Origin of the sequence: Curtobacterium sp. JUb34 (genome assembly GCF_003755065.1) — a bacterium.
In the GTDB taxonomy this organism is placed as follows: Bacteria; Actinomycetota; Actinomycetes; order Actinomycetales; family Microbacteriaceae; genus Curtobacterium.
Genome location: NZ_RJVH01000001.1, coordinates 36,837 through 55,345, shown reverse-complemented (window position 1 = coordinate 55,345; position 18,509 = coordinate 36,837). Strand labels below are relative to the sequence as shown.

Sequence of the window (18,509 nt, the reverse complement as noted above, 5' to 3'; positions counted from 1 at the left end):
TTGGGTCGCACCGGTGACCAAGACGCAGACAGCTGCCGACCAGCGGTGGGCCGACGCGGAGACCCGGGCGCGGGTATTCCTCGCGCAGCCGCGGAATCACCGCGTCCTGCCCATCCGAGGGTTCGTGCTGGCTGTCGCCCTGACGTTGGCGCTCCTGGTCGTCATCAGCTTCACACTGCCCCCGGGCTCCGACGCACGGCTGACGCTCTCCGCCATCGGAGCCGGCATCGCGGTCCTCGTCTTCGTCGCAGAGGTCATCCGGGCCGTCCGGTTCCGACGCCGTGCGAGCCTCGCCGTCGTGCGTGTCCAGGTGCTCGCGTCGTTGCTGCAGCGCGAGCAGCGTGCGGTGTCCCGGGCAGCGACGGGCAAGACGGAGGCTCCGGCGGATCGACGGATCGTGGTCGACGCCGTCGCGACCGACCTGGCGAGCGGCGACGGTCTCCCGATGCTCGCCGGACAGCTGGTGGTCTGGACGGCGCTCGCCGTCTCAGGGGTGACCTTCTGGCCGCTCTACCTCGTCGGAGTCCTGGTCGCGGCTGTCCAGTTCGTGTGGACCACCCGCTCGGCAATGCTCGCCCAGCGGTACCTCGCTGCGTCACCGACATCGTGAGCACCGAGCGCGCCGACGCCGACCCTGTGCACCTTCGCAACCGCGACGCTCGTTCGGGGCATGGTGAGACTCCAAGCGGATCCATAGAATCGCGAACATGAGCGTCTTGCTGCCCGGGATCACCGTCATCCTGCTGGTCTTCGCCCTGATCGACATCCTGACGAAGAACGACGACCAGATCCGCGGCCTGCCGAAGATCGCGTGGGTGATCCTCGTGATCCTGGTCCCCGTCGTCGGCAGCATCGTCTGGTTCGCCATCGGCCACGACTGGGCACCGGGCGAACGGAACCACGGCCGCTACATCGAGCCCGCTCGCCACGAGGACCGGTACGCCACCCTCGGTGACGCCCGGAGCGCCCACGGCGCCAAGCGCGTCAGCGGCACGGAGCAGGAGCTCGCCGAACTCGAGCGCGAGATCGAGTACTGGGAGGCGCAGGCTCGCCTGAAGCGCGCGAAGGAAGCAGCGGGCGAGGGCGACGCCGCACCCGCGAGCTGACGTACCCGACCGCCGGAGCCGAACCGGCCTCGGGGAGCTGACCCGGGCCTCCCGGCTGACGCGCCGGCGCACCGCGCGAGGTCTGTCGGGTGGTGCGAGGTTGCGCGCCCCGTGCGCCGCTACAACCTCGCACCGAGCGGGCAACCTCGCACCACTCGAACAAGCGCGCACCGTGCGACCAGAGCCAGCCAAACACCCCAACCACCCACCCCGCACCGACCACCCCGCCACGCCGCCTACCCTTGACGCGTGGCACATCTCCTCGGCGCCGAGAACCTGCATCTCGAGTTCCCCACCAAGGTCGTCTTCGACAACGTCACCCTCGGCATCGACGAGGGGGACCGGATCGGCGTGGTCGGCCGCAACGGTGACGGCAAGTCGACCCTGCTCGCGCTGCTGTCCCAGCGCCTCGAACCCGATGACGGCCGCGTCACGCACCGCCGCGGGCTGACGGTCGGCTACCTGGACCAGCGCGACATCCTCCCCGAGGGTGCGACCGTCGGCAGCACCGTCGTCGGTGACCTGGAAGAGCACGAGTGGGCCGGCGACCCGAAGATCCGCGACGTCATCGGCGGCCTGGTGTCGGACATCCCTTGGGACGTCAGCGTCGACGAGCTGTCCGGTGGGCAGCGCCGCCGCGTCGCACTCGCCCGACTGCTCGTCGGTGACTGGGACGTCCTGTTCCTCGACGAGCCCACGAACCACCTGGACGTCGAGGGCATCCAGTGGCTCGCCGAGCACATCAACCGTCGCTGGTCGTCGAACCAGGGCGGCATGGTGGTCGTGACGCACGACCGGTGGTTCCTCGATGCGGTGTCGACCGACACGTGGGAGGTGCACGACGGCGTCGTCGACCCCTTCGAGGGCGGCTACGCGGCGTACATCCTGCAGCGCGTCGAGCGCGACCGGCAGGCAGCCGCCAGCGAGCAGCGCCGCCAGAACCTGGCCCGCAAGGAGCTCGCGTGGCTGCGCCGCGGCGCACCGGCCCGGACGAGCAAGCCGAAGTTCCGCATCGACGCGGCGAACGCCCTGATCGACGACGTCCCGCCGATCCGCGACACGGTCGCGTTGGCGAAGACGGCGACCGCCCGCCTCGGCAAGGACGTCGTCGACCTGCTCGACGTCAGCGTCTCGTTCGACGGCACCCAGATCCTGGACCGCATCGAGTGGCGCATCGCACCGGGGGAGCGGACCGGCATCCTCGGCCCGAACGGTGCCGGCAAGTCGACGCTGCTCAACCTCGTCTCGGGCACGCTCGCGCCGACGAGCGGCCGGGTGAAGACCGGCAAGACCGTGCAGGTCGCGATCCTCGACCAGCAGCTCGCCGACCTGGCGCAGTTCGCGAACGACCGGGTGCGCGAGGTCGTCGCCCGCAAGAAGACGAGCTACGTCGCCGACGGCAAGGAGATGACGCCGGCACAGCTGCTCGAGCGCCTCGGCTTCACGGCGGAGCAGCTCTCCACGCCGGTCAAGGACCTGTCCGGTGGGCAGAAGCGCCGCCTGCAGCTCATGCTCATCCTGCTCGACGAGCCGAACGTGCTGATCCTCGACGAGCCCACCAACGACCTCGACACCGACATGCTCGCGGCCATGGAGGACCTGCTCGACACCTGGCCGGGCACGCTGCTGGTCGTCTCCCACGACCGGTACCTGCTCGAGCGCGTCACCGACCAGCAGTACGCCGTGCTCGGCGGGCACCTGCGACACCTGCCCGGCGGCGTCGACGAGTACATGCGGCTCCGTGCGGCCGGCACCGGTGGCGGGACCGCTTCTGCGGCCGCCGCCGCGTCTGCCGGGAGGCCCGACACCGCTGGTGGGACCGGCTCGGCCGGGGCCGTGGCCGGGTCGAGTGCGTCGGCCGGTCCCGGCGCGTCCGCTGCGGCCGCCTCGGGCTTGTCGGGCGCGGAGCGTCGGACGGCCGAGAAGGAGATGTCGGCGCTCGACCGCAAGATCGCGAAGGTCGGCGCGGACCGGAAGAAGCTGCTCGACCAGTTCGCGACCCACGACCAGTCGGACTACGCCGGGCTCGGGGAGCTGCAGGCGAAGCTCGCGGCGCACGAGGCCGAGATCGAGCAGCTCGAGGAGCGCTGGCTCGAGGTCGCGGAGCTGCTCGGGGTCTGAGCGGGTCTACTCCGCTGGCGTCGCGTCCTCGGGGGCCCCGCCGCCGGGGTTCGCGACGACCTCCCACAGGTGCCCGTCCGGGTCCTGGAAGAAGCCGGACCACATGCCCCACGGGCGTGTGTACGGCGCCGCGAGCATCATGGCGCCGGCGATCCGGGCCCGGTCGAGGAACGCTTCGGCGTCGGCCTGACTGTCGACGAAGTGCCCGATCGTCGCCGTGGGGCCGTCGGCGAGGGCGACTCCGGAGTCCTTCGCCATGTCGTCCCGCCCGTAGACGCTGACGATGAGGCCGTCGTCGAGGGTGAACATCGCCGTCGTCCCGCCCGCCTGGGTCTCCGTCGACGGGAACTCGGTGCCGATGACCCCGCTGCCGTCGATGCCGAGCAGGGCGCGGTAGAACTCCGCCGATCGTGCGACGTCGGCGACGGCCAGGGTGATCGCGTGCATGGGCCGGAGGCTACCCCTGGAGCGCGGAGCCCTGTCCGCCGCAGCGCCACAACGCCGCTGCCAGGGCGTCGATCTCCTTCCGTGCGCCCGGATCGCTCGTCCCCTCGGCGAAGACCGTGAACACGACGCGGTCCCCGGCGACCTCGTCGGTCACACCCGTCAGGCCGAACATGTCGTCGAGGGTACCGGTCTTGCCCCGGACGTGCCCGCGCGCGTCCGCTGCGGCACCGGTGAAGCGGCCGTGCTCACGGAGCGTGCCCGTGCGTCCCGCCACGGCGAGCCCGGCGTCGACCGGGGCGAGACCGTCCTGCTTCGCGGCGACCGCCCGCATCAGCGTGGTGAGCGCCGAGGCGGGCACCCGGTTGTCCGGGCTGAGACCGGAACCGTCCACGAGTCGCAGGCCCTCCGTCGGCACCCGGTAGCGGACGAGTGCCTTCGTGCTGCCGGCCTGCACGGCGTCGAAGGACCGACCGGCACCCTCGGCGATGGCGACGTGGCGGGCGAGCACCTCGGCCAGGGTGTCGTCGGAGTCGGTGAGCAGCATCCCGACGAGTTCCGACACCGTTGCGGACTTCACCGATCCGAGCACCTGCGCACCGGACGGCGCCGTCCCCGAGGTCGTGTCCACCCGGACGGCCGGCCCGAGGAGCGCCGCGAACGCCGTCGCTGCCCGGGCGACCGCTCCGGCGCTCCGCATCGAGTATGACTCCGTCGGGTCGTCGCGATCACCGTCGACCATGAGCGCCGTGATGTTCGAGACGCTGCCGCTCGTGCGGGCGCTCTCCGGCCAGCTCGGGTGCCACGCCGGGCCGTCGAACAGGGCCGTGTCGACCTGCACCGCGGTCACCGGCTGTCCACCGCGGGCCGCCAGCACCTGCTCCGCCAGGTCGTCCAGGTGCGGCGCGTGCGGGTAGACGCTGTCCTGACCGGACGGCAGCCGGCTCAGGGTCGGGTCTCCGCCGCCGACCAGGACCACGGCACCGGGTTCGGCGCCGGCGACCACCGAGGTGGTGAACCGGTGGTCGGGTCCGAGGGCGGACACCGAGGCGGCGGCCGTCACGACCTTCATCGTGCTGCCCGTCTGCGTCGGTTCGTCGCCGCGGTGCGTCAGGATCGGCTTCCCCGTCCTGGCCGATCGCGCGTCGACGAACAGCGAACCGGCGTGCCAGCGGGCGGCGAGCGCATCGGCGGTGCAGCGCTCGCCCGCCGCCGTCGCCTGGCGCTGGGCCCCGATGGCCGAGGTCGTCGCGGTGATACCCGCGGCCAGCAGCAGGAGCACCACGGCGAACACGATGGTGTGTCGGCGTCGATGGATGAGGGCACGGAATCTGGGCACGCGACCATCGTGGCGAGCACCGGGTTCGGCGCACATCGACCCGGCGACCGAAGCGCGGCCGTGGGCTTCGTTCCAGCGGGTGAAGCGGTCTCGGCGGTCCGCTCAGTCGCCGAGGCCGAGGATCAGCCGTCGGAGCAGCCCGGCCAACTGGTCCTGCTCGGCGTCGGACACCCCGGACAGGATGTCCCGCTCCGCCGTCAGCAGGTCAGCGATGGCGGCGTCGACCGCCACCCGGCCCTGGTTCGTCAACGCCACGAGGATGCCACGGCCGTCCTTCGGGTCCGTCCGCCGACCGACCAGGCCCCGCGCCGCCAACCGGTCCACCCGGTTCGTCATGGTGCCGCTCGACACCAGGGTCTGCTGCAGCAGGGTCTTCGGGCTCAGCTCGTAGGGCTCGCCTGCCCGCCGAAGGGCCGACAGCACGTCGAACTCCCACGGCTCCATGTCACCCGCGTCGAACGCCGCACGCCGAGCGCGGTCGAGGTGCCGGGCGAGGCGATCCACGCGGGACAACACCTCGAGCGGACCGAAGTCGAGGTCGGCACGCTCGCGCCCCCACGCCGCGACGATCCGGTCGACCTCGTCCTGGTGCGGCATCCCTCCATCTTGGCCGAACCCGGGGCGGACGGCCAGCCGCGTCGGTCATGGGAAGATGGACGAGCACCTGCGGGTGCGTTCCGCCTTGGTGTAATGGCAGCACGACGGCCTTTGGTGCCGTTAGGTCCGGGTTCGAATCCTGGAGGCGGAGCTGCAGGGTGGGCGGGCGGGGTGATCGTGCTCATCACCCGCCCGCTACGCCTGACGTCTCCGGTGCTACTCGAGCAGCCCCTCCTTGGTCAGCCAGTCCTTCGCGGCGGCCTGGGCCTGGGCCTTCTCGCTGCCCTCGACACGGTTGCGCAGCGCGATGAGGTCATCGGTCGTCAGCTTCTCGGACAGCTTGTTCAACGTCGACGCGAGCTTCGCGCTGTAGATGTCCTTGTTCAGGAACGGCAGGATGTTCTGCGACGCGATCAGGTTCTCGGGGTCCTTCAGCACGAGCAGCTTCTTCGTCACCAGGTCGGGCGACGTCGTGTAGATGTCGGCCACCTGCACGGTGTCGTCGACGAGTGCCTTGACCGTGTCGGGCCCGCCGTAGTCCTCGATCGACTTGAACGTGACCTTGTCCACGCCGTACGTCGACTTCAGCCCGGGGATGCCGTACGGAAGGGTGCCGAACTGCGGGTTGGCGCCGAGCGAGAACGGCTCGATCTTGGAGAGGTCACCGATCGATGTGAGGCCGTTCTTCTCGGCCTCGGCCTGGGTCACGACGTAGGCGTCCTTGTCCTCGGCCGGAGACGGCTCGAGCACCTGGAAGTCCTTCGGGATCTCGGTCTTCAGCGCGGCGTCGACCTCCGCTGTCGTCTTCGCGGTCGCCTTGGTGTCGTAGAAGAACAGCAGGTTGCCGTTGTACTCCGGCATGAGGTTGATCGAACCGTCCTTGAGCGCGGGGATCGTGGTCTGCCGTGGGCCGAGGTTGAACTTGGTCGTGACGTCGAACCCGGCGTCCTTCAGGACGAGGGCGTACATGTTGCCCAGGATCTCGCTCTCCGGGAAGTTGAACGAGCCGACCACGATCGGCGTACTGCCCGATCCGTCGTCTCCGCCCGATGCTGGCTTCGTGGGGTCCGAGGTGGAACAACCGGAGAGTGCCACGATCGCCCCGACCGCGATCACACCCGCGAGGATGCGTGTCCTGGTGCCTGCTGTGAACATCAGTGGTCCCTTTCGTCGACGGAGAGTGCCGTCACCGCGCGGCGCCGGAGTGGCAGCGCGCGGACGTGTGTGCGGCGGCGGCGGGTCTGCCCCTCGGGGCCGCGGCGGGTGAGGTGTTGTGCGAGTGCGAACAGGCCGTCGATCACGAGGGCGAGGACCGTCACGAGCAATGCACCACCGAGGATGAGGTCGTTGTCGTTCAGGCTGATGCCCGTCGAGATGATCGCGCCGAGCCCGCCCAGCGAGATGTACGACGCGATCACGACGGTCGCGATGACCTGGAGGACCGACGCGCGGATCCCGCCGATGATCAGCGGCAGCGACAGCGGCACCTCGACCTTGAGCAGGATCTGCAACTCGGTCATCCCCACCGAGCGCGCGGCGTCCACCGTCTGCGGGTCCACGGACTCCACACCGGAGTACGCCCCGGCGAGGATCGAGGGGATCGCCAGGACGACGAACGCGATGATGGACGCGATGAAGGCGGTCTGCGTGAACGGCACGGTCATCCCGATGATGACGAAGAGGGTGCCGAGCAGGCCCAGCGTCGGCAGCGCGCGCATGGACCCGCTGAACGCGATGACGAAGCTGCGCCCGCGCCCGGTGTGACCGATGTACAGGCCCAGCGGCAAGGCGATCAGGGCGGCGATGGCGACCGAGATGAACGTGTACAGCAGGTGTTCGCCGATCCGGTCCTGGATCGGGAGTGGGGTCTGCAGGCCGGGGCGGTAGTTCGCCGGGTCGAGGAGCCAGGCGACCGCATGGAGGAAGAACTGCACGGTCAGGCCCCCCGTTCGATCGTCGCCAACGCGGCCCGACGGCGCGACCGACGCGACCGCACCTGTATCCGTCGCGACCACGGCATCAGGACGCGCCCGAGCGCCACCAGGACGGTGTCGAAGACCAGCGCGACGAAGAGACTCGCTGCCACGCCGACCAGGATCTCCTCGAGGAACTGACGCTGTCGCCCGTCCGTGAACAGGAAGCCGATGTTCGCGGAACCGACCAGGGCTCCGACCGAGACCAGGGCGACGGTGCTCGCCGAGACCACCCGCATCCCCGCGAGGAGGACGGGACCCGCCAACGGGAGCTCGACCGTCCAGAAACGCCCCCATGCGGAGTACCCCACTGAGGTGGCCGAGTCGACGACGTCCGCAGGGACGGCGGCGAACGCATCAGCTGCCAACCGCACCATGATGGCGACCGCGTACACCGACAGCCCGACGACGATGTTCACGGGATCCGTGATGCGGGTGCCGAGCAGGTAGGGCAGGATCACGAAGAGCGGCAACGACGGGATCGTGTAGAGCAGGCTGCCGCCGCCGACGATGACCGATCGGACGGCCTGCCAGCGGTTCGCCACCCAGCCCAACGGCACCGCCACGACGAACCCGAGGACGATGGGCACTGCCGCGAGACCCGCGTGCGTGACGGTGAGGCTCCAGACGAGACCGAAGTTCGCGATGATCCAGTTCAGGTCAGCATCCCAATCGTCATCCAGCGATCGGGACCAGCGCCCCGCAGGAACGCTGCGTCGCTCTCAAGGTAGTCGCGCAGGACGGTTCTGACCGGGCGGGTGGTGGTGGCAGGGGCACGCTGGGCCAGGTCGACCGCGTTTACGGTTGCGACGCGTTCCCGCACGGGCGCGTCCACGAACCCCACGAGACGAGACGACCATGTTCATCCACGACCGGAACCACGCCTGATGGACGTCCCACGGCTGCACGTCGCCAGCGCCGCGACGTTCGACGAGACCGCTGCCGACGTCTGGGCGCGCATCGGTGACTTCGGCGATGTGCGCTGGATGCCCGGCGTCGAGCAGGTGGAGCACCTCGAGCACGGCAGTGTGCGGAAGGTGCACCTCCAGGGCGGCGGGCCACCCGTCTCCGAACAGCTCGTCGCGTCCACCGCACGGTCGATGACGTTCAGGTTCTCCGATCCGGGGGCCCTGCCGGTCGCGCACTACCTGGCGACGCTCCGCGTCCACGACGAGGGTGACGGCAGCCTCGTCACGTGGTCGGCGGAGTTCGCAGCCGACGGGGCCGAGGACGAGACGGCTCGTGCGCAGATGACGGCCTGGTACGAGGCCTGCCTCAGCAACGCCGGCGGAACCATCCTCTCGCCGCTGTCGTTGCACGTCTTCGTGAGTGACTACAAGCCCATCAGCGCTCCGGTGGCCGAGTGGAGCTCCGCCGATCCGGCCACCTGGCCCGCCAGCACGGCGACGCTCATCGCCGGCGTGACCGACGCGGTCCTCATCGACGCGCTCATCACCGCGACCGAGGTGGACGAACTCGTCGCCTGGATCGCGGCGACCGGCAAGAACCTGACCACCGTGTACGTGACGCACGGTCACGCCGACCACTTCCTCGGCTTGGCAGCGGTGCTCGCCGCCTTCCCGGGCGCGACGGCAGTGGCGCTCCCCGAGGTCGTGCCGTTCGCCGACGAGCAACTGACCGACGCGTACCTGGCGTACTGGGGTGCACTCTTCCCTGGCCAGCTGCCGGAGACCGTCGCCGGCCCGAGACCGTTGCCCTCCCCCTCCATCGACCTCGAGGGGCACCAGCTGGTCCCGATCTCGGTCGGACAGAGCGACACCGATCCGTCCAGCGTGGTGTACGTCCGTGACCTGGACACGGTCGCCGGGGGCGACGTCGTCTACAACAACATCCACCCGTGGCTGGCACAGACCGGACCCACGCAGCGGGAGGAGTGGGAAGCCGCGATCGACATGGTCGACGAGCTCGAGGCGTCCTGGGTGGTGGCGGGGCACCGGGACCCGCACGCTCCGTCCGACGCTGCGGGTCCGCTCATCGCCGCCACTCGCCGGTACCTCGCGGACTTCAGCGCCGCAGCTGCGGAGTCGACGTCCGGCGACGCGCTCATCCGGGCGATGCTGCAACGCCACCCCGACCTCGGCAATCCCTACACGCTGACCGCCTCCGCCGTGGCGCAGTTCCCGGGGGCGGTCGACGCAGACGACGTCGAACGATGACCGAGGACACGGACGACCCCATCGGCGCAGGCGCGTCGGCGGCGTTGCTGCGAGCCGTGGCCGGGATGGCCGAGGTGCTCCCCGCGGGCAGGCACACAACCGGAGTCGTGGAGACCATCGTCACCGGCGCGGACCTCCGGACGATGAACGGGCTGCACCCGAGTCCCGGTGCATCGATCGCCGACGTCCTCCGTGCCGCGGACTCGCTCGATCACCGCGAGAAGTGGTCGATCATGAGCGTCGAGAGCGCGACGACGGGCGCCATCCGCAGCGCAGCCGCGCAGTTCGACGCCGTCACCGAGACGACGACGACGTACGTGCGGGCACTCACGGCAGAGGCAGCAGCACGGCGGGACGCCGAACTCGACGTCCGCGCGGTGACGTCGCGTGCCGTGGCGACCGACTTCGAGGAGGTGCTCGGCGAAGCGTTCGGGGCTGGGCGGAGCCTGGGTGCTCCCTTCGTCGACGACGCCGTGCTGGCCTCCGTCGGTGTGAAGGCCGTCGTGGCGTACCGGCGCGGTGTCCCCGTGGCCACGGGCATGTCGATCCGCGACGACCTCGGCTTCCTGGGCGTCTTCGCGATCGGGGTCCACCCCGCGGCGCGACGGCAGGGGATCGGCGCGGCCGTCACAGCGCACGTCCTCGACGAGGGGCGGCGCGACGGCGCGCACACGGCGTACCTGCAGTCCAGCGCGGACGGCCTGTCGGTCTACCGCCGACTGGGGTTCGTGCCGGCGTCGGACGGGATCACGTACTGGTTCCCGTCCGACGACCTGGGAGGACGACGGGACGGCGACTCACCAGCCTGACGGCTGCGAGCCCGACCGACGGGTTCGGACTGCTCACCCGAAGGACAGCACGATCTTGTCGCGGGTCTCGCCTGCTTCGAGCAGACGGTGCGCTTCGGCCGCTTCCCGGACCGGCAGGACCAGACGCCGCTTGAGGCGCAGCGCTCCTGCTGCGAGCAACGGCATGGTGACTGCCAACGCGTCCGGCGCCCGATCCGGGCTCGGGTGGGACAGCAGCGCTCCCGAGGCCACGACCTCGGGGCCGCCGACGAGTGTGCTGACCCGGTCCGCGGTCCCGAGTGCCGTGACCGCGTCCACCAGCCCGCCGCGGCCAGCCGCATCGATCACCGCGTCGACGTGGCCGTCGATCCGGTCGAAGAGTCCGGGGCCGAACGCGATGAACTCGGCACCGAGCCCGCGGACCACGTCGGCGTCGCGTTGTCTCGCCGCACCGATCACCCGGATGCCCTGTGCTCGGGCGAGCTGTGTGACCACTGCGCCGACTGCACCGACCGCACCGAGCACCACGAGCGTCTCGCCACGCACCGCACGGACCTGGTGCAGGGTACCCACGGCGGCGTCGGCCGAAGCAGGGAGGGCTGCTGCGGCGTCCCAGCTGACGGAGGCGGGTTTCGGGTACCAGACCGGGGTGGTGATGAGCTCGCCGTACCCGCCCTGGGCCGGCAGGAGCGCAGCGACCTCGTCGCCCGCCCGCGCGTCGGCGCCGACCCCGACGGCCTCGACGACCCCGGCCGCCTCGAAGCCCAGCACGTCGCCGGGGCGCTGCGGGAACACGGCAGTGAGGTCGCCGGCGCGGATGTGGAGGTCGGTGGGACCCACCGCCGCTGCCCGCACACGGACGAGCACCTCGCCCCGTCGCGGCTCCGGCGACTCCACGGCACGCCACCGCAGGACCTCCGGACCACCGAACTCCGTGATCACGATCGCGTTCGACATGTCTGCTCCGTTCGTCTCCGGAGCATGCTCGCGGGCACGCGGTCGTCGAGCCTGTTCCTGTTCGGGACACGTTCGGTGCCGTCGCCGTCCGTACCGTCGCTGACACCCAAGCGAACGGAGTCCCCGATGTCCCCCGTACAGTTCACCCGCGAGTCGCCCGAGGTCGGGCGGATCGTGGTCTCCGACCCACCCGTGGGCTTGATGACGGGAACGACCGTCCGTGGTCTCGCCGACGTCGTCGCGCGACTGGCCGACGATCGCTCGATCAAGGTGGTCGTCGTCGAGAGCAGCACCGAGGACTTCTTCCTGAACCACTTCGACCTCGCCGCACTCGACGACTTCCCGGGCGGCGACGCCTGGGTCGACCTGGTCGTCGGGCTCTCGGAGGCGCGCTACGTCACCGTCGGGCTGATCCGCGGCCGCACCCGCGGTGGCGGCAACGAGCTCGCCCTCGCGCTCGACCTGCGGTACGCGAGCCGTGAACGTGCTCGGTTCGGCCAGCCGGAGGTCGGCACGGCGGTGGTGCCCGGAGGTGGTGGTACCGAACGGCTCCCGCGCCAGATCGGACGGGACCGTGCGCTCGAGGTCGTCCTGACGAGCGACGACTACGACGCGGACACCGCCGAACGGTGGGGCTGGGTGACCCGCACGCTCGACGACGAGGACTTGGACGGGCACGTCGCCGGGATCGTCGCGCGACTGGCGTCCTTCGACGGCGACGCGCTCGCCACGGCGAAGGCGATGGTCAACCGGACGGTGCTGCCACCTCGGTCGGAGCTCCAGGCCGCGTACCGCACGTTCGAGGAGCTGGCGGCGAGCCCCTCGTACCGGGCCCGCGCCGCCGCGGGTGCTGCACCATCGGACGACGACCAGTTGCTCGCGCTGGAGCGCGACCTCGGTTCCTTCATCGGCGCGGCGGCCCGGCGACGGGCCACCGGTGTCTGAGGCGGGCATCGTCCCGCGGACGATGACGGCGATGCAGGTCCGGGTGCTCGGCGGGCCGGAGCGGCTGGAGCGGGTGACGGTCCCGGTTCCGGTACCCGACATCGGCGAGGTCCTGGTCAGGGTCCGCGCGGCCGGGATCAACCCGGCGGACGTCGGCGACCAGCGGACCGGGGTGTTCAGCGGTCCGCCGCCGTTCACACCGGGCTGGGACGTCTCCGGCGAGGTCGCCGCGCTCGGGCCCGGGGTCACGGTCCACCGGGTCGGCGATCCGGTGCTCGGGCTGCTGCCGTTCCCCCGGCGGGCAGGTGCGTACGCGGAGTACGCGGTCGGCCCGGCGCGGGCGTTCGTGCCGAAGCCGGACACGATCGACCACGTGCAGGCCGCGGCGCTCCCGTTGGCGGGACTCACCGCACTGCAGGCGCTGGTCGACACCGCAGACGTGCAGCCCGGTGCCCGGGTCGCGGTGACGGCGGCGTCCGGTGGCGTCGGGCACCTGGCCGTGCAGGTCGTCGCGGAACTCGGGGCGCACGCCGTCGCCGTCACTTCGGCACGCAGCGTCGACCTCCTCCGTGATCTCGGCGTGCGGGAGTTCGTCGACCGCGATCGGACCACGCTGGTCGACGGCGCCGATCCGGTCGACGTCGTGTTCGAACTCGTCGGCGGGGACGCGCCACTGGCGTCGCTGCGTGCCCTCGTGCCCGGTGGTGTGCTCGTGTCGTCCTTGCCGCAGAGCCTCGGCCCGGTCCGGCCGCTCGCGGCAGAACTCGGCGTCACCGCGACCGGACTGTTCGTCGAGTCGGACGGCGCCGGCCTGGCGCACCTGGTGGAGCTCGTCCACCACGGCGCGGTCCGCCCCGTCGTCGCGGCGGTCCACGACCTGGCCGACGCGGCTCGGGCGCAGTCCGAGGCCCACGGCCCCGGCAAGGTCGTCCTGCAGGTCCCCTGAGGTGCTCGCCGCGCCGCCCGCGGGGGCGGGCCCGTGAACGCGCTGCAGGAGGACGGGAGGCCCGTGGCCGAGCCCGCCACGGGCCTCCCGTCCGCACACCGGACACGGTTCAGGGAATACCTGACGCGTCAGGTAGTTGTGTCCGGTGTGCAACGGAGAATGAGCGACGGAGAACTCGCCACCTGGCAGCGACTGCAGGTGGTGACGGAACGGCTGCGTCGACGGGTCGGCGCCGGCCTCCGGGCCGACGCCGACCTGTCCGACGCGGAGTTCACGGTGTTGGCCCACCTCGTCGACGCGGGCGGCGAGGCGCGGCCGACGGCGTGCGCAGCGGCGATCGGGTGGGACTCCAGCCGCCTCGCCCACCAGCTGCGTCGCCTCGAACGCCGGGGGCTCGTCGAACGCCGGAGTGGCCCCGACGGCGACGCACGCGGCTCGACCAGCGCGATCACGGCCACCGGACGCACGACGCACCGAGCGGCGGTGGGCGCCCACCTGCGGGCAGCGGCCACGTGGTTCGGCGACGCCCTCGACGACGACCAGCTCGCCGCGCTCGACGATGCGCTGCAGACGCTGGCCGACCACATGCGCCGTCTCGACGGCGACGGCCCGGGCGACGGACGCCCGGAGGAACAGGAGCACGAGGAATGAACACCACCACCGACACCTGGACGACGGACCCCGCCGACCTGAGTCGATCGACCGTCGTCGTCATCGGGGGCAGCGGCGGCGTCGGCGAGGGCGTCGTGCGCGCCGCGCTCGCCGCCGGAGCGACCGTCGTCGCGACGGGGCGCGACGAGCGCCGGCTCGGCGAACTGGCTGAGCGGCTCGGAGCGCTCGGACTGGCGGGGACGCTGCACACGCGGGTCCTCGACGCCATGGCCGCGACGCTCGACGCGGACGTCACCGCGATGGCCGACGAGTTCGGCGCCTTCGACGGCGTCGTCGTCTCGGTCGCGTCGTGGGGCGAGCAGGGACGCAAGCCGGCGCTCGCCCTGGACGACGACGAGTGGCAGCAGCTGCTCGACGGCAACCTCACGAGCGTCTTCCGGCTCTTCCGCGCCTTCCTGCCGGTCACGGCGCGCACGGGAGTCCTCGTGCAGCTCAACGGCATGAGCGCGGACATCCCGTTCCCGGGCAGCGCCGCGGTGGCACTGAGCGCCGCCGCGACCAAGTCGCTCACCGTCACGCTCGCGGCCGAACTCGGTGGGCGCGGCCCACGTGTCGTCCAGCTGGTGCTCGGGGTCGTCCGGACGCGGGCGCGGCAGCTGGCCGGCATCGATGACGCCCGCTGGATCGACGCCACCCAGATCGGCGACCACGTCGTCGGCCTGGTCGCGGGGACGAGCCCGCTGTCCACCGAACCGTTGCAGTACTTCACCGACCGCGCCGAGGGTCCGCGACCCGGACCCTCGATGCGCTGAACCGAGGACCCCATGGAGATCGTCCGGCCCGCCGACCGCGGGTACGCAGCACTGCAGCACGTCTACTCGAGCACCGGCCGACCCGGTTCGGTGCTCCTGCCCCGGACCACCGCCGAGGTCGTCGAGGCGCTCTCGACCGTCCGCGACACCGGCCGTCCGTTCGCGGTGCGGAGCGGGGGACACGGCATCAGCAGCATCGCCACGAACACCGGCGGTGACGTCATCGACCTCAGGGGGATCGCCTCGGTCGAGCACCGTGGCGGCCGAGCGGTCCGCCTCGGCCCGGGAGCGCGATGGGGCGCGGTGGCCCGGTCCCTCGCGCCGCACGGGCTCGCGATCAGCTCCGGCGACTCCGGCGACGTCGGCGTCGGCGGTCTCGCGACCACGGGAGGCATCGGCCTGATGGGACGTGCGCACGGGCTGACCATCGACCGGCTGCGTTCCGCAGAGTTGGTCACCGCGGACGGCACCGTCCACCGGGTGTCGGATCACGAGTCCCCGGACCTGTTCTGGGCGATCCGCGGTGCCGGCGCGAACTTCGGGATCGTGACCGCGTTCGACTTCGAGGCATCGGACGTCGCGGACGTCGTGCAGACGACCGCGGTGTACCAGCCGGTCGACCTGGCGGCCTTCCTGAGCGCCTGGGGCCGGACGGTGGAGACGGCCGCGCGAGCGGTGTCGGCCTTCCTGTACCTGGGCGCCGGGCCGACCCCGTTCGCACAGGCGACGATCGTGTACGCCGGTGACGACGTCGACGCCGCCACCCCGGAGATCGAGCGGTTCCTGCGCCTCCCCGGGCTGGCCGGGCAGCGTGCCGTCGTGACCCCGTACGCGTCGGTACCGCTGACCAGCGGTGCGCCGCACACCGGCCAGCAGCGGGCGTCGACGCACACGGGGCTCGCCGTGCACCTCGACGACGACCTCGCCGACCGCATCGCCACCCTGCTGCGCAGCCCGGGGACCGACATGGTGCAGATCCGCTCGGTCGGCGGCGCGATCAACGACGTCGACCCGTCGGCGACCGCCTACGCGCACCGGCACCAGAACTTCTCGGTGACGGCCGTGTCGGTCCGCGGGGGAGCGGCGTTCCACGACGCCTGGGAGCCCGTGCACCGACGGATGGACGGCATGTACCTGAGCTTCGAGAGCGACCACGCACTGAGCGCGGTGGCGGAGGCATTTCCGCCCGCGACCCTCGCGCGCCTGCGCGACCTCAAGGCACGGTGGGACCCCGAGGACCTCTTCGACCAGAACTTCGACGTGACCGGGTCACCGAGCGGGGAAGCGCTCCGCGCGGTGCGGTGAGCGCTCGGCGTCGCGGGTCGGGCCGTGACCGGTCACGTGGTCACGGGCTCGGCCCCGATGCGTTCGGCGAGTTCAGCGAGGGCCCGTGCGCTCGCCGAACCCGCGACGGCGTGGTACGCGCAGAGCAGGTAGCCCGGTGTGTTCGGGACCACGAAGGTCTGGTGACGGAGCGGGACCTGACCGTACCCCTCGATGAACGGTCGCACGTCGCCGTCGTAGTAGGGATCGACCTCGTGGCGCTCCCACAGCGTCCGGAAGGTCGGGTCGACGGCCGAGAGCCGGGCGGCGGTCGCGTGGAGCCGTTCGTCGTAGGGGTGTCCGTAGAACCGCATGCGGCGCGCGGTCCGGTCCGCCAGCGCGGGCCAGGTCGGCAGCGCACGGACCTCCGGGAACGTGAACACCACCTCGGGGATGCTGCGCCCGACCTCGAGACCGAGCGGGACGACGCGTCGAGCGAGCGCGTTGGAGAGCACGACTTCGTGGCGCGAGTTGAGGATGTAGGCCGGGGTGTTCGGCCAGGAGTCCAGGATCGTGGACAGCACGTCGTTCGACACCGCAGCCTCGTCTGACGCCAGGTCCTTCGGCTGTGCGGAGGCGAGGCGCAGCATGTGCTGCACGGCGGCGTCGTCGAGGCGCAGCGCGCGAGCGAGCGCCTGCAGGACCTGGTCGGAAGGCGTCCGATCACGTCCCTGTTCGAGCCGCAGGTAGTACTCCTGGCTGATGCCGGTCAGACGAGCGACCTCGTCGCGCCGGAGCCCGGGCACCCGGCGCCGGGTGTAGGACTGCACGGACACGTCCTCCGGCCGCGTGGCGGCGCGGCGCGCTCGGAGGTACTCGCCCAGTGGCGACCATGCTGCGACCACGAGCGGTCCTCCGTTCCCTCCGTCCCGGCGGTGTTTCCCGGGCGGACCTCCATCCAAGCGCAGCCGACGTCCCCGACCGCGCCGAGTGTCCCCGACGGGGACACCCTCGTGCCGTCGTCGGTCCGTACCGTCGGCGCAGTGCGGAGGGAGTGTCGTGCACAGTTCACCAGTGCGACGGGCACACGTCACCGTCGCCGCCCGGTTCGCGGCCGCGCCGACCGCAGTGTGGTCGCGGTTCGTCGACTTCGCGGAAGCACACGTCGGCCCCGGAGGGTCGGTCGAGGCCCTCCGGCCCGGTGCGAGCCGCTGGGTCCGCCGGTCCTCGACGGACCTCGGTGTCGTCGAGGAGCGGACGAGCACCGACGAAGGCGTCGTTGCCTACCGAGCGCGGGTCCCCGGTGGATCCGCGCTCGACGACCTCGACGCCGTGGTCCGGGTCTCGCAGGACGGTGCGGGCAGCCTCGTCACCTGGAGCACCGAGGCACTCGCCGAGCAGACCCTCGCGGAACGTGCGCTGCTGCGTCGCTGGCTGGGAGCCCGGCTCGGCCGCGCCGGTGGGACGGTCCTGCCGCCCTTGACCATGGACGTGTGGCTCGGCGACTACCGTCCGATCGCACGTGCCGGGCTCGACGGCACCGGGACCGCGACCTGGTCGCCGACGACGGCCACCCTGATCGCCGGGGAGCGCGACGCCGTCCTGGTGGACGCGCTGATGACCGCCGACGAGGCGGAGCGGCTCGTCGAGTGGATCCGGGTGAGCGGAAAACGCCTCCGGTCCGTGATCGTGACCCACGGCCAGGCGGACCACTTCTTCGGGCTCGGCCACGTGCTGCGCGCGTTCCCGGAGGCGACCGCGACGGCCGTCCCGGACGTCGCGGAGCATGCACGGGAGCAGACGGGTGCCGCGTTCCGGTCGCGGTGGGACGAACTCTTCCCCGGACGGTTGCCGGTCGCACTCAGCGCGCCCGTGCCGTCACCGGCCGGCACGTTCGACCTCGAGGGGCACCAGGTGCAGCTGTTCGACGTGGGGTGCGTCGCGGGGCGACCGACCAGCGTGGTCTCCGTCCGGCACCTCGACGCCGTGATCGGCGGCGACCTCGTGTACAACGGCGTGCACCCCTGGTTGCTCGGGACCGACCGGACCGACCGCGTGGCCTGGTCGCGTGCGCTCGACCTCGTCGAGGCGCTGCGCCCCGCGTGGGTGATCGCCGGGCACCGCGACCCGGACGCGACGTCGGACGCGGCCGCGCAGCAGGTGGCGGCCCTCCGGTCCTACCTGCGAGGGTTCGACGTCGCGCTCACGTCGAGCAGCGACGCCGCCGAGCTGACCCGGAGGATGGTGCACCGGTGGCCGGACCACGGGAACCGGTCAACGCTCGAGGCATCGGCGGCGACGCAGTTCGCCAGCGGCCGGGACACCGCTCGCGAGGACTACCCAGACCTCCTGCCCGGCACGCCGTCGGGCGGGCCGACGGGACTCGGCTGAGCGCTGACGGGCGGTTACGCTGAGACCGACCGGGAGGA

At 71.7% G+C, this 18,509-nt stretch carries 19 protein-coding genes and 1 tRNA gene; 12 read left to right on the top strand and 8 right to left on the bottom strand.

What is annotated here, in order from left to right; translation table 11 throughout:
* Positions 1 to 13 precede the first annotated feature (13 nt).
* From EDF63_RS00245 to EDF63_RS00235, 3 genes are all read left to right on the top strand, one after another.
* Positions 14 to 610 (top strand): hypothetical protein, encoded by a 597-nt coding sequence (locus tag EDF63_RS00245; RefSeq protein WP_123310147.1) that lies wholly within the window; start codon positions 14 to 16, stop codon positions 608 to 610.
* Between the two features lie 97 nt (positions 611 to 707).
* The gene (locus EDF63_RS00240; RefSeq protein ID WP_123310144.1) at positions 708 to 1,106 is read left to right on the top strand and encodes a PLDc N-terminal domain-containing protein; all 399 of its coding nucleotides are present in this window, start codon (positions 708 to 710) and stop codon (positions 1,104 to 1,106) included.
* Positions 1,107 to 1,355: 249 nt separating this feature from the next.
* On the top strand, positions 1,356 to 3,227 hold the full coding sequence (locus EDF63_RS00235; protein ID WP_123310143.1) for an ABC-F family ATP-binding cassette domain-containing protein: 1,872 nt from the start codon (positions 1,356 to 1,358) through the stop codon (positions 3,225 to 3,227).
* 6 nt (positions 3,228 to 3,233) lie between these two features.
* Here EDF63_RS00235 and EDF63_RS00230 read toward each other — a convergent pair whose 3' ends face one another.
* From EDF63_RS00230 to EDF63_RS00220, 3 genes are all read right to left on the bottom strand, one after another.
* Entirely contained in the window at positions 3,234 to 3,674 is a 441-nt protein-coding gene (locus tag EDF63_RS00230; RefSeq protein WP_123310141.1) for a VOC family protein, read from the bottom strand.
* Positions 3,675 to 3,684: 10 nt separating this feature from the next.
* Entirely contained in the window at positions 3,685 to 5,010 is a 1,326-nt protein-coding gene (locus tag EDF63_RS00225) for a D-alanyl-D-alanine carboxypeptidase/D-alanyl-D-alanine-endopeptidase (protein ID WP_260232899.1), read from the bottom strand.
* A 102-nt stretch (positions 5,011 to 5,112) separates the two neighbouring features.
* Positions 5,113 to 5,607, bottom strand: coding sequence for a MarR family winged helix-turn-helix transcriptional regulator (locus tag EDF63_RS00220; RefSeq protein ID WP_123310137.1), 495 nt, complete (start codon positions 5,605 to 5,607; stop codon positions 5,113 to 5,115).
* Between the two features lie 79 nt (positions 5,608 to 5,686).
* Here EDF63_RS00220 and EDF63_RS00215 point away from each other — a divergent pair.
* Positions 5,687 to 5,758, top strand: a tRNA-Gln gene (locus tag EDF63_RS00215).
* Between the two features lie 65 nt (positions 5,759 to 5,823).
* Here EDF63_RS00215 and EDF63_RS00210 read toward each other — a convergent pair.
* Genes EDF63_RS00210 through EDF63_RS00200 form a run of 3 tightly spaced genes read right to left on the bottom strand, consistent with a single transcriptional unit; the run spans position 5,824 to position 8,170 of the window.
* Positions 5,824 to 6,762, bottom strand: coding sequence for an ABC transporter substrate-binding protein (locus EDF63_RS00210; RefSeq protein ID WP_123310135.1), 939 nt, complete (start codon positions 6,760 to 6,762; stop codon positions 5,824 to 5,826).
* On the bottom strand, positions 6,762 to 7,541 hold the full coding sequence (locus EDF63_RS00205; protein ID WP_123310133.1) for an ABC transporter permease: 780 nt from the start codon (positions 7,539 to 7,541) through the stop codon (positions 6,762 to 6,764). Before EDF63_RS00205 ends, EDF63_RS00210 begins: the two co-directional genes overlap by 1 nt.
* Before the next feature lie 2 nt (positions 7,542 to 7,543).
* The gene (locus tag EDF63_RS00200) at positions 7,544 to 8,170 is read right to left on the bottom strand and encodes an ABC transporter permease (RefSeq protein ID WP_307860918.1); all 627 of its coding nucleotides are present in this window, start codon (positions 8,168 to 8,170) and stop codon (positions 7,544 to 7,546) included.
* A gap of 297 nt (positions 8,171 to 8,467) precedes the next feature.
* Between EDF63_RS00200 and EDF63_RS00190 the strand changes: the two genes are divergently transcribed.
* The gene (locus tag EDF63_RS00190; RefSeq protein ID WP_123310128.1) at positions 8,468 to 9,757 is read left to right on the top strand and encodes an SRPBCC family protein; all 1,290 of its coding nucleotides are present in this window, start codon (positions 8,468 to 8,470) and stop codon (positions 9,755 to 9,757) included.
* Complete coding sequence (locus EDF63_RS00185) at positions 9,754 to 10,566, top strand: GNAT family N-acetyltransferase (protein ID WP_123310126.1); 813 nt, start codon at positions 9,754 to 9,756, stop codon at positions 10,564 to 10,566. The genes EDF63_RS00190 and EDF63_RS00185 overlap by 4 nt, the downstream gene beginning before the upstream one ends.
* Before the next feature lie 33 nt (positions 10,567 to 10,599).
* On the opposite strand, the gene EDF63_RS00180 is transcribed toward EDF63_RS00185, so the two are convergent.
* Entirely contained in the window at positions 10,600 to 11,502 is a 903-nt protein-coding gene (locus tag EDF63_RS00180; RefSeq protein ID WP_123310124.1) for an alcohol dehydrogenase catalytic domain-containing protein, read from the bottom strand.
* Between the two features lie 126 nt (positions 11,503 to 11,628).
* On the opposite strand from EDF63_RS00180, the gene EDF63_RS00175 reads away from it, so the two are divergent.
* The 5 genes from EDF63_RS00175 to EDF63_RS00155 all read left to right on the top strand — a co-directional run bounded on the left by EDF63_RS00175 (position 11,629) and on the right by EDF63_RS00155 (position 16,122).
* The gene (locus EDF63_RS00175) at positions 11,629 to 12,447 is read left to right on the top strand and encodes an enoyl-CoA hydratase/isomerase family protein (RefSeq protein ID WP_123312139.1); all 819 of its coding nucleotides are present in this window, start codon (positions 11,629 to 11,631) and stop codon (positions 12,445 to 12,447) included.
* On the top strand, positions 12,440 to 13,393 hold the full coding sequence (locus EDF63_RS00170) for an NADP-dependent oxidoreductase (RefSeq protein ID WP_221180511.1): 954 nt from the start codon (positions 12,440 to 12,442) through the stop codon (positions 13,391 to 13,393). The genes EDF63_RS00175 and EDF63_RS00170 overlap by 8 nt, the downstream gene beginning before the upstream one ends.
* Before the next feature lie 159 nt (positions 13,394 to 13,552).
* The gene (locus tag EDF63_RS00165) at positions 13,553 to 14,044 is read left to right on the top strand and encodes a MarR family winged helix-turn-helix transcriptional regulator (protein ID WP_123310120.1); all 492 of its coding nucleotides are present in this window, start codon (positions 13,553 to 13,555) and stop codon (positions 14,042 to 14,044) included.
* Entirely contained in the window at positions 14,041 to 14,817 is a 777-nt protein-coding gene (locus tag EDF63_RS00160; protein WP_123310118.1) for an SDR family NAD(P)-dependent oxidoreductase, read from the top strand. Before EDF63_RS00165 ends, EDF63_RS00160 begins: the two co-directional genes overlap by 4 nt.
* A gap of 12 nt (positions 14,818 to 14,829) precedes the next feature.
* The gene (locus EDF63_RS00155; RefSeq protein WP_123310116.1) at positions 14,830 to 16,122 is read left to right on the top strand and encodes an FAD-binding oxidoreductase; all 1,293 of its coding nucleotides are present in this window, start codon (positions 14,830 to 14,832) and stop codon (positions 16,120 to 16,122) included.
* A 32-nt stretch (positions 16,123 to 16,154) separates the two neighbouring features.
* On the opposite strand, the gene EDF63_RS00150 is transcribed toward EDF63_RS00155, so the two are convergent.
* Positions 16,155 to 16,985 carry a helix-turn-helix domain-containing protein gene (locus EDF63_RS00150; protein ID WP_185021217.1) on the bottom strand — a complete coding sequence of 277 codons (831 nt, stop codon included), beginning with the start codon at positions 16,983 to 16,985 and terminating at the stop codon, positions 16,155 to 16,157.
* A 169-nt stretch (positions 16,986 to 17,154) separates the two neighbouring features.
* On the opposite strand from EDF63_RS00150, the gene EDF63_RS00145 reads away from it, so the two are divergent.
* Positions 17,155 to 18,471: an MBL fold metallo-hydrolase gene (locus EDF63_RS00145; protein ID WP_185021216.1), complete on the top strand. Its 1,317-nt coding sequence runs from the start codon at positions 17,155 to 17,157 to the stop codon at positions 18,469 to 18,471.
* Positions 18,472 to 18,509 lie beyond the last annotated feature (38 nt).

Coding starts and splice junctions, on each gene's coding strand:
- EDF63_RS00240 (WP_123310144.1), top strand. CDS start 708: ATGAGCGTCTTGCTGCCCGGGATCACCGTCATCCTGCTGGTCTTCGCC.
- EDF63_RS00230 (WP_123310141.1), bottom strand. CDS start 3,674: ATGCACGCGATCACCCTGGCCGTCGCCGACGTCGCACGATCGGCGGAG.
- EDF63_RS00220 (WP_123310137.1), bottom strand. CDS start 5,607: ATGCCGCACCAGGACGAGGTCGACCGGATCGTCGCGGCGTGGGGGCGC.
- EDF63_RS00210 (WP_123310135.1), bottom strand. CDS start 6,762: ATGTTCACAGCAGGCACCAGGACACGCATCCTCGCGGGTGTGATCGCG.
- EDF63_RS00190 (WP_123310128.1), top strand. CDS start 8,468: ATGGACGTCCCACGGCTGCACGTCGCCAGCGCCGCGACGTTCGACGAG.
- EDF63_RS00185 (WP_123310126.1), top strand. CDS start 9,754: ATGACCGAGGACACGGACGACCCCATCGGCGCAGGCGCGTCGGCGGCG.
- EDF63_RS00180 (WP_123310124.1), bottom strand. CDS start 11,502: ATGTCGAACGCGATCGTGATCACGGAGTTCGGTGGTCCGGAGGTCCTG.
- EDF63_RS00175 (WP_123312139.1), top strand. CDS start 11,629: ATGTCCCCCGTACAGTTCACCCGCGAGTCGCCCGAGGTCGGGCGGATC.
- EDF63_RS00165 (WP_123310120.1), top strand. CDS start 13,553: ATGAGCGACGGAGAACTCGCCACCTGGCAGCGACTGCAGGTGGTGACG.
- EDF63_RS00160 (WP_123310118.1), top strand. CDS start 14,041: ATGAACACCACCACCGACACCTGGACGACGGACCCCGCCGACCTGAGT.
- EDF63_RS00155 (WP_123310116.1), top strand. CDS start 14,830: ATGGAGATCGTCCGGCCCGCCGACCGCGGGTACGCAGCACTGCAGCAC.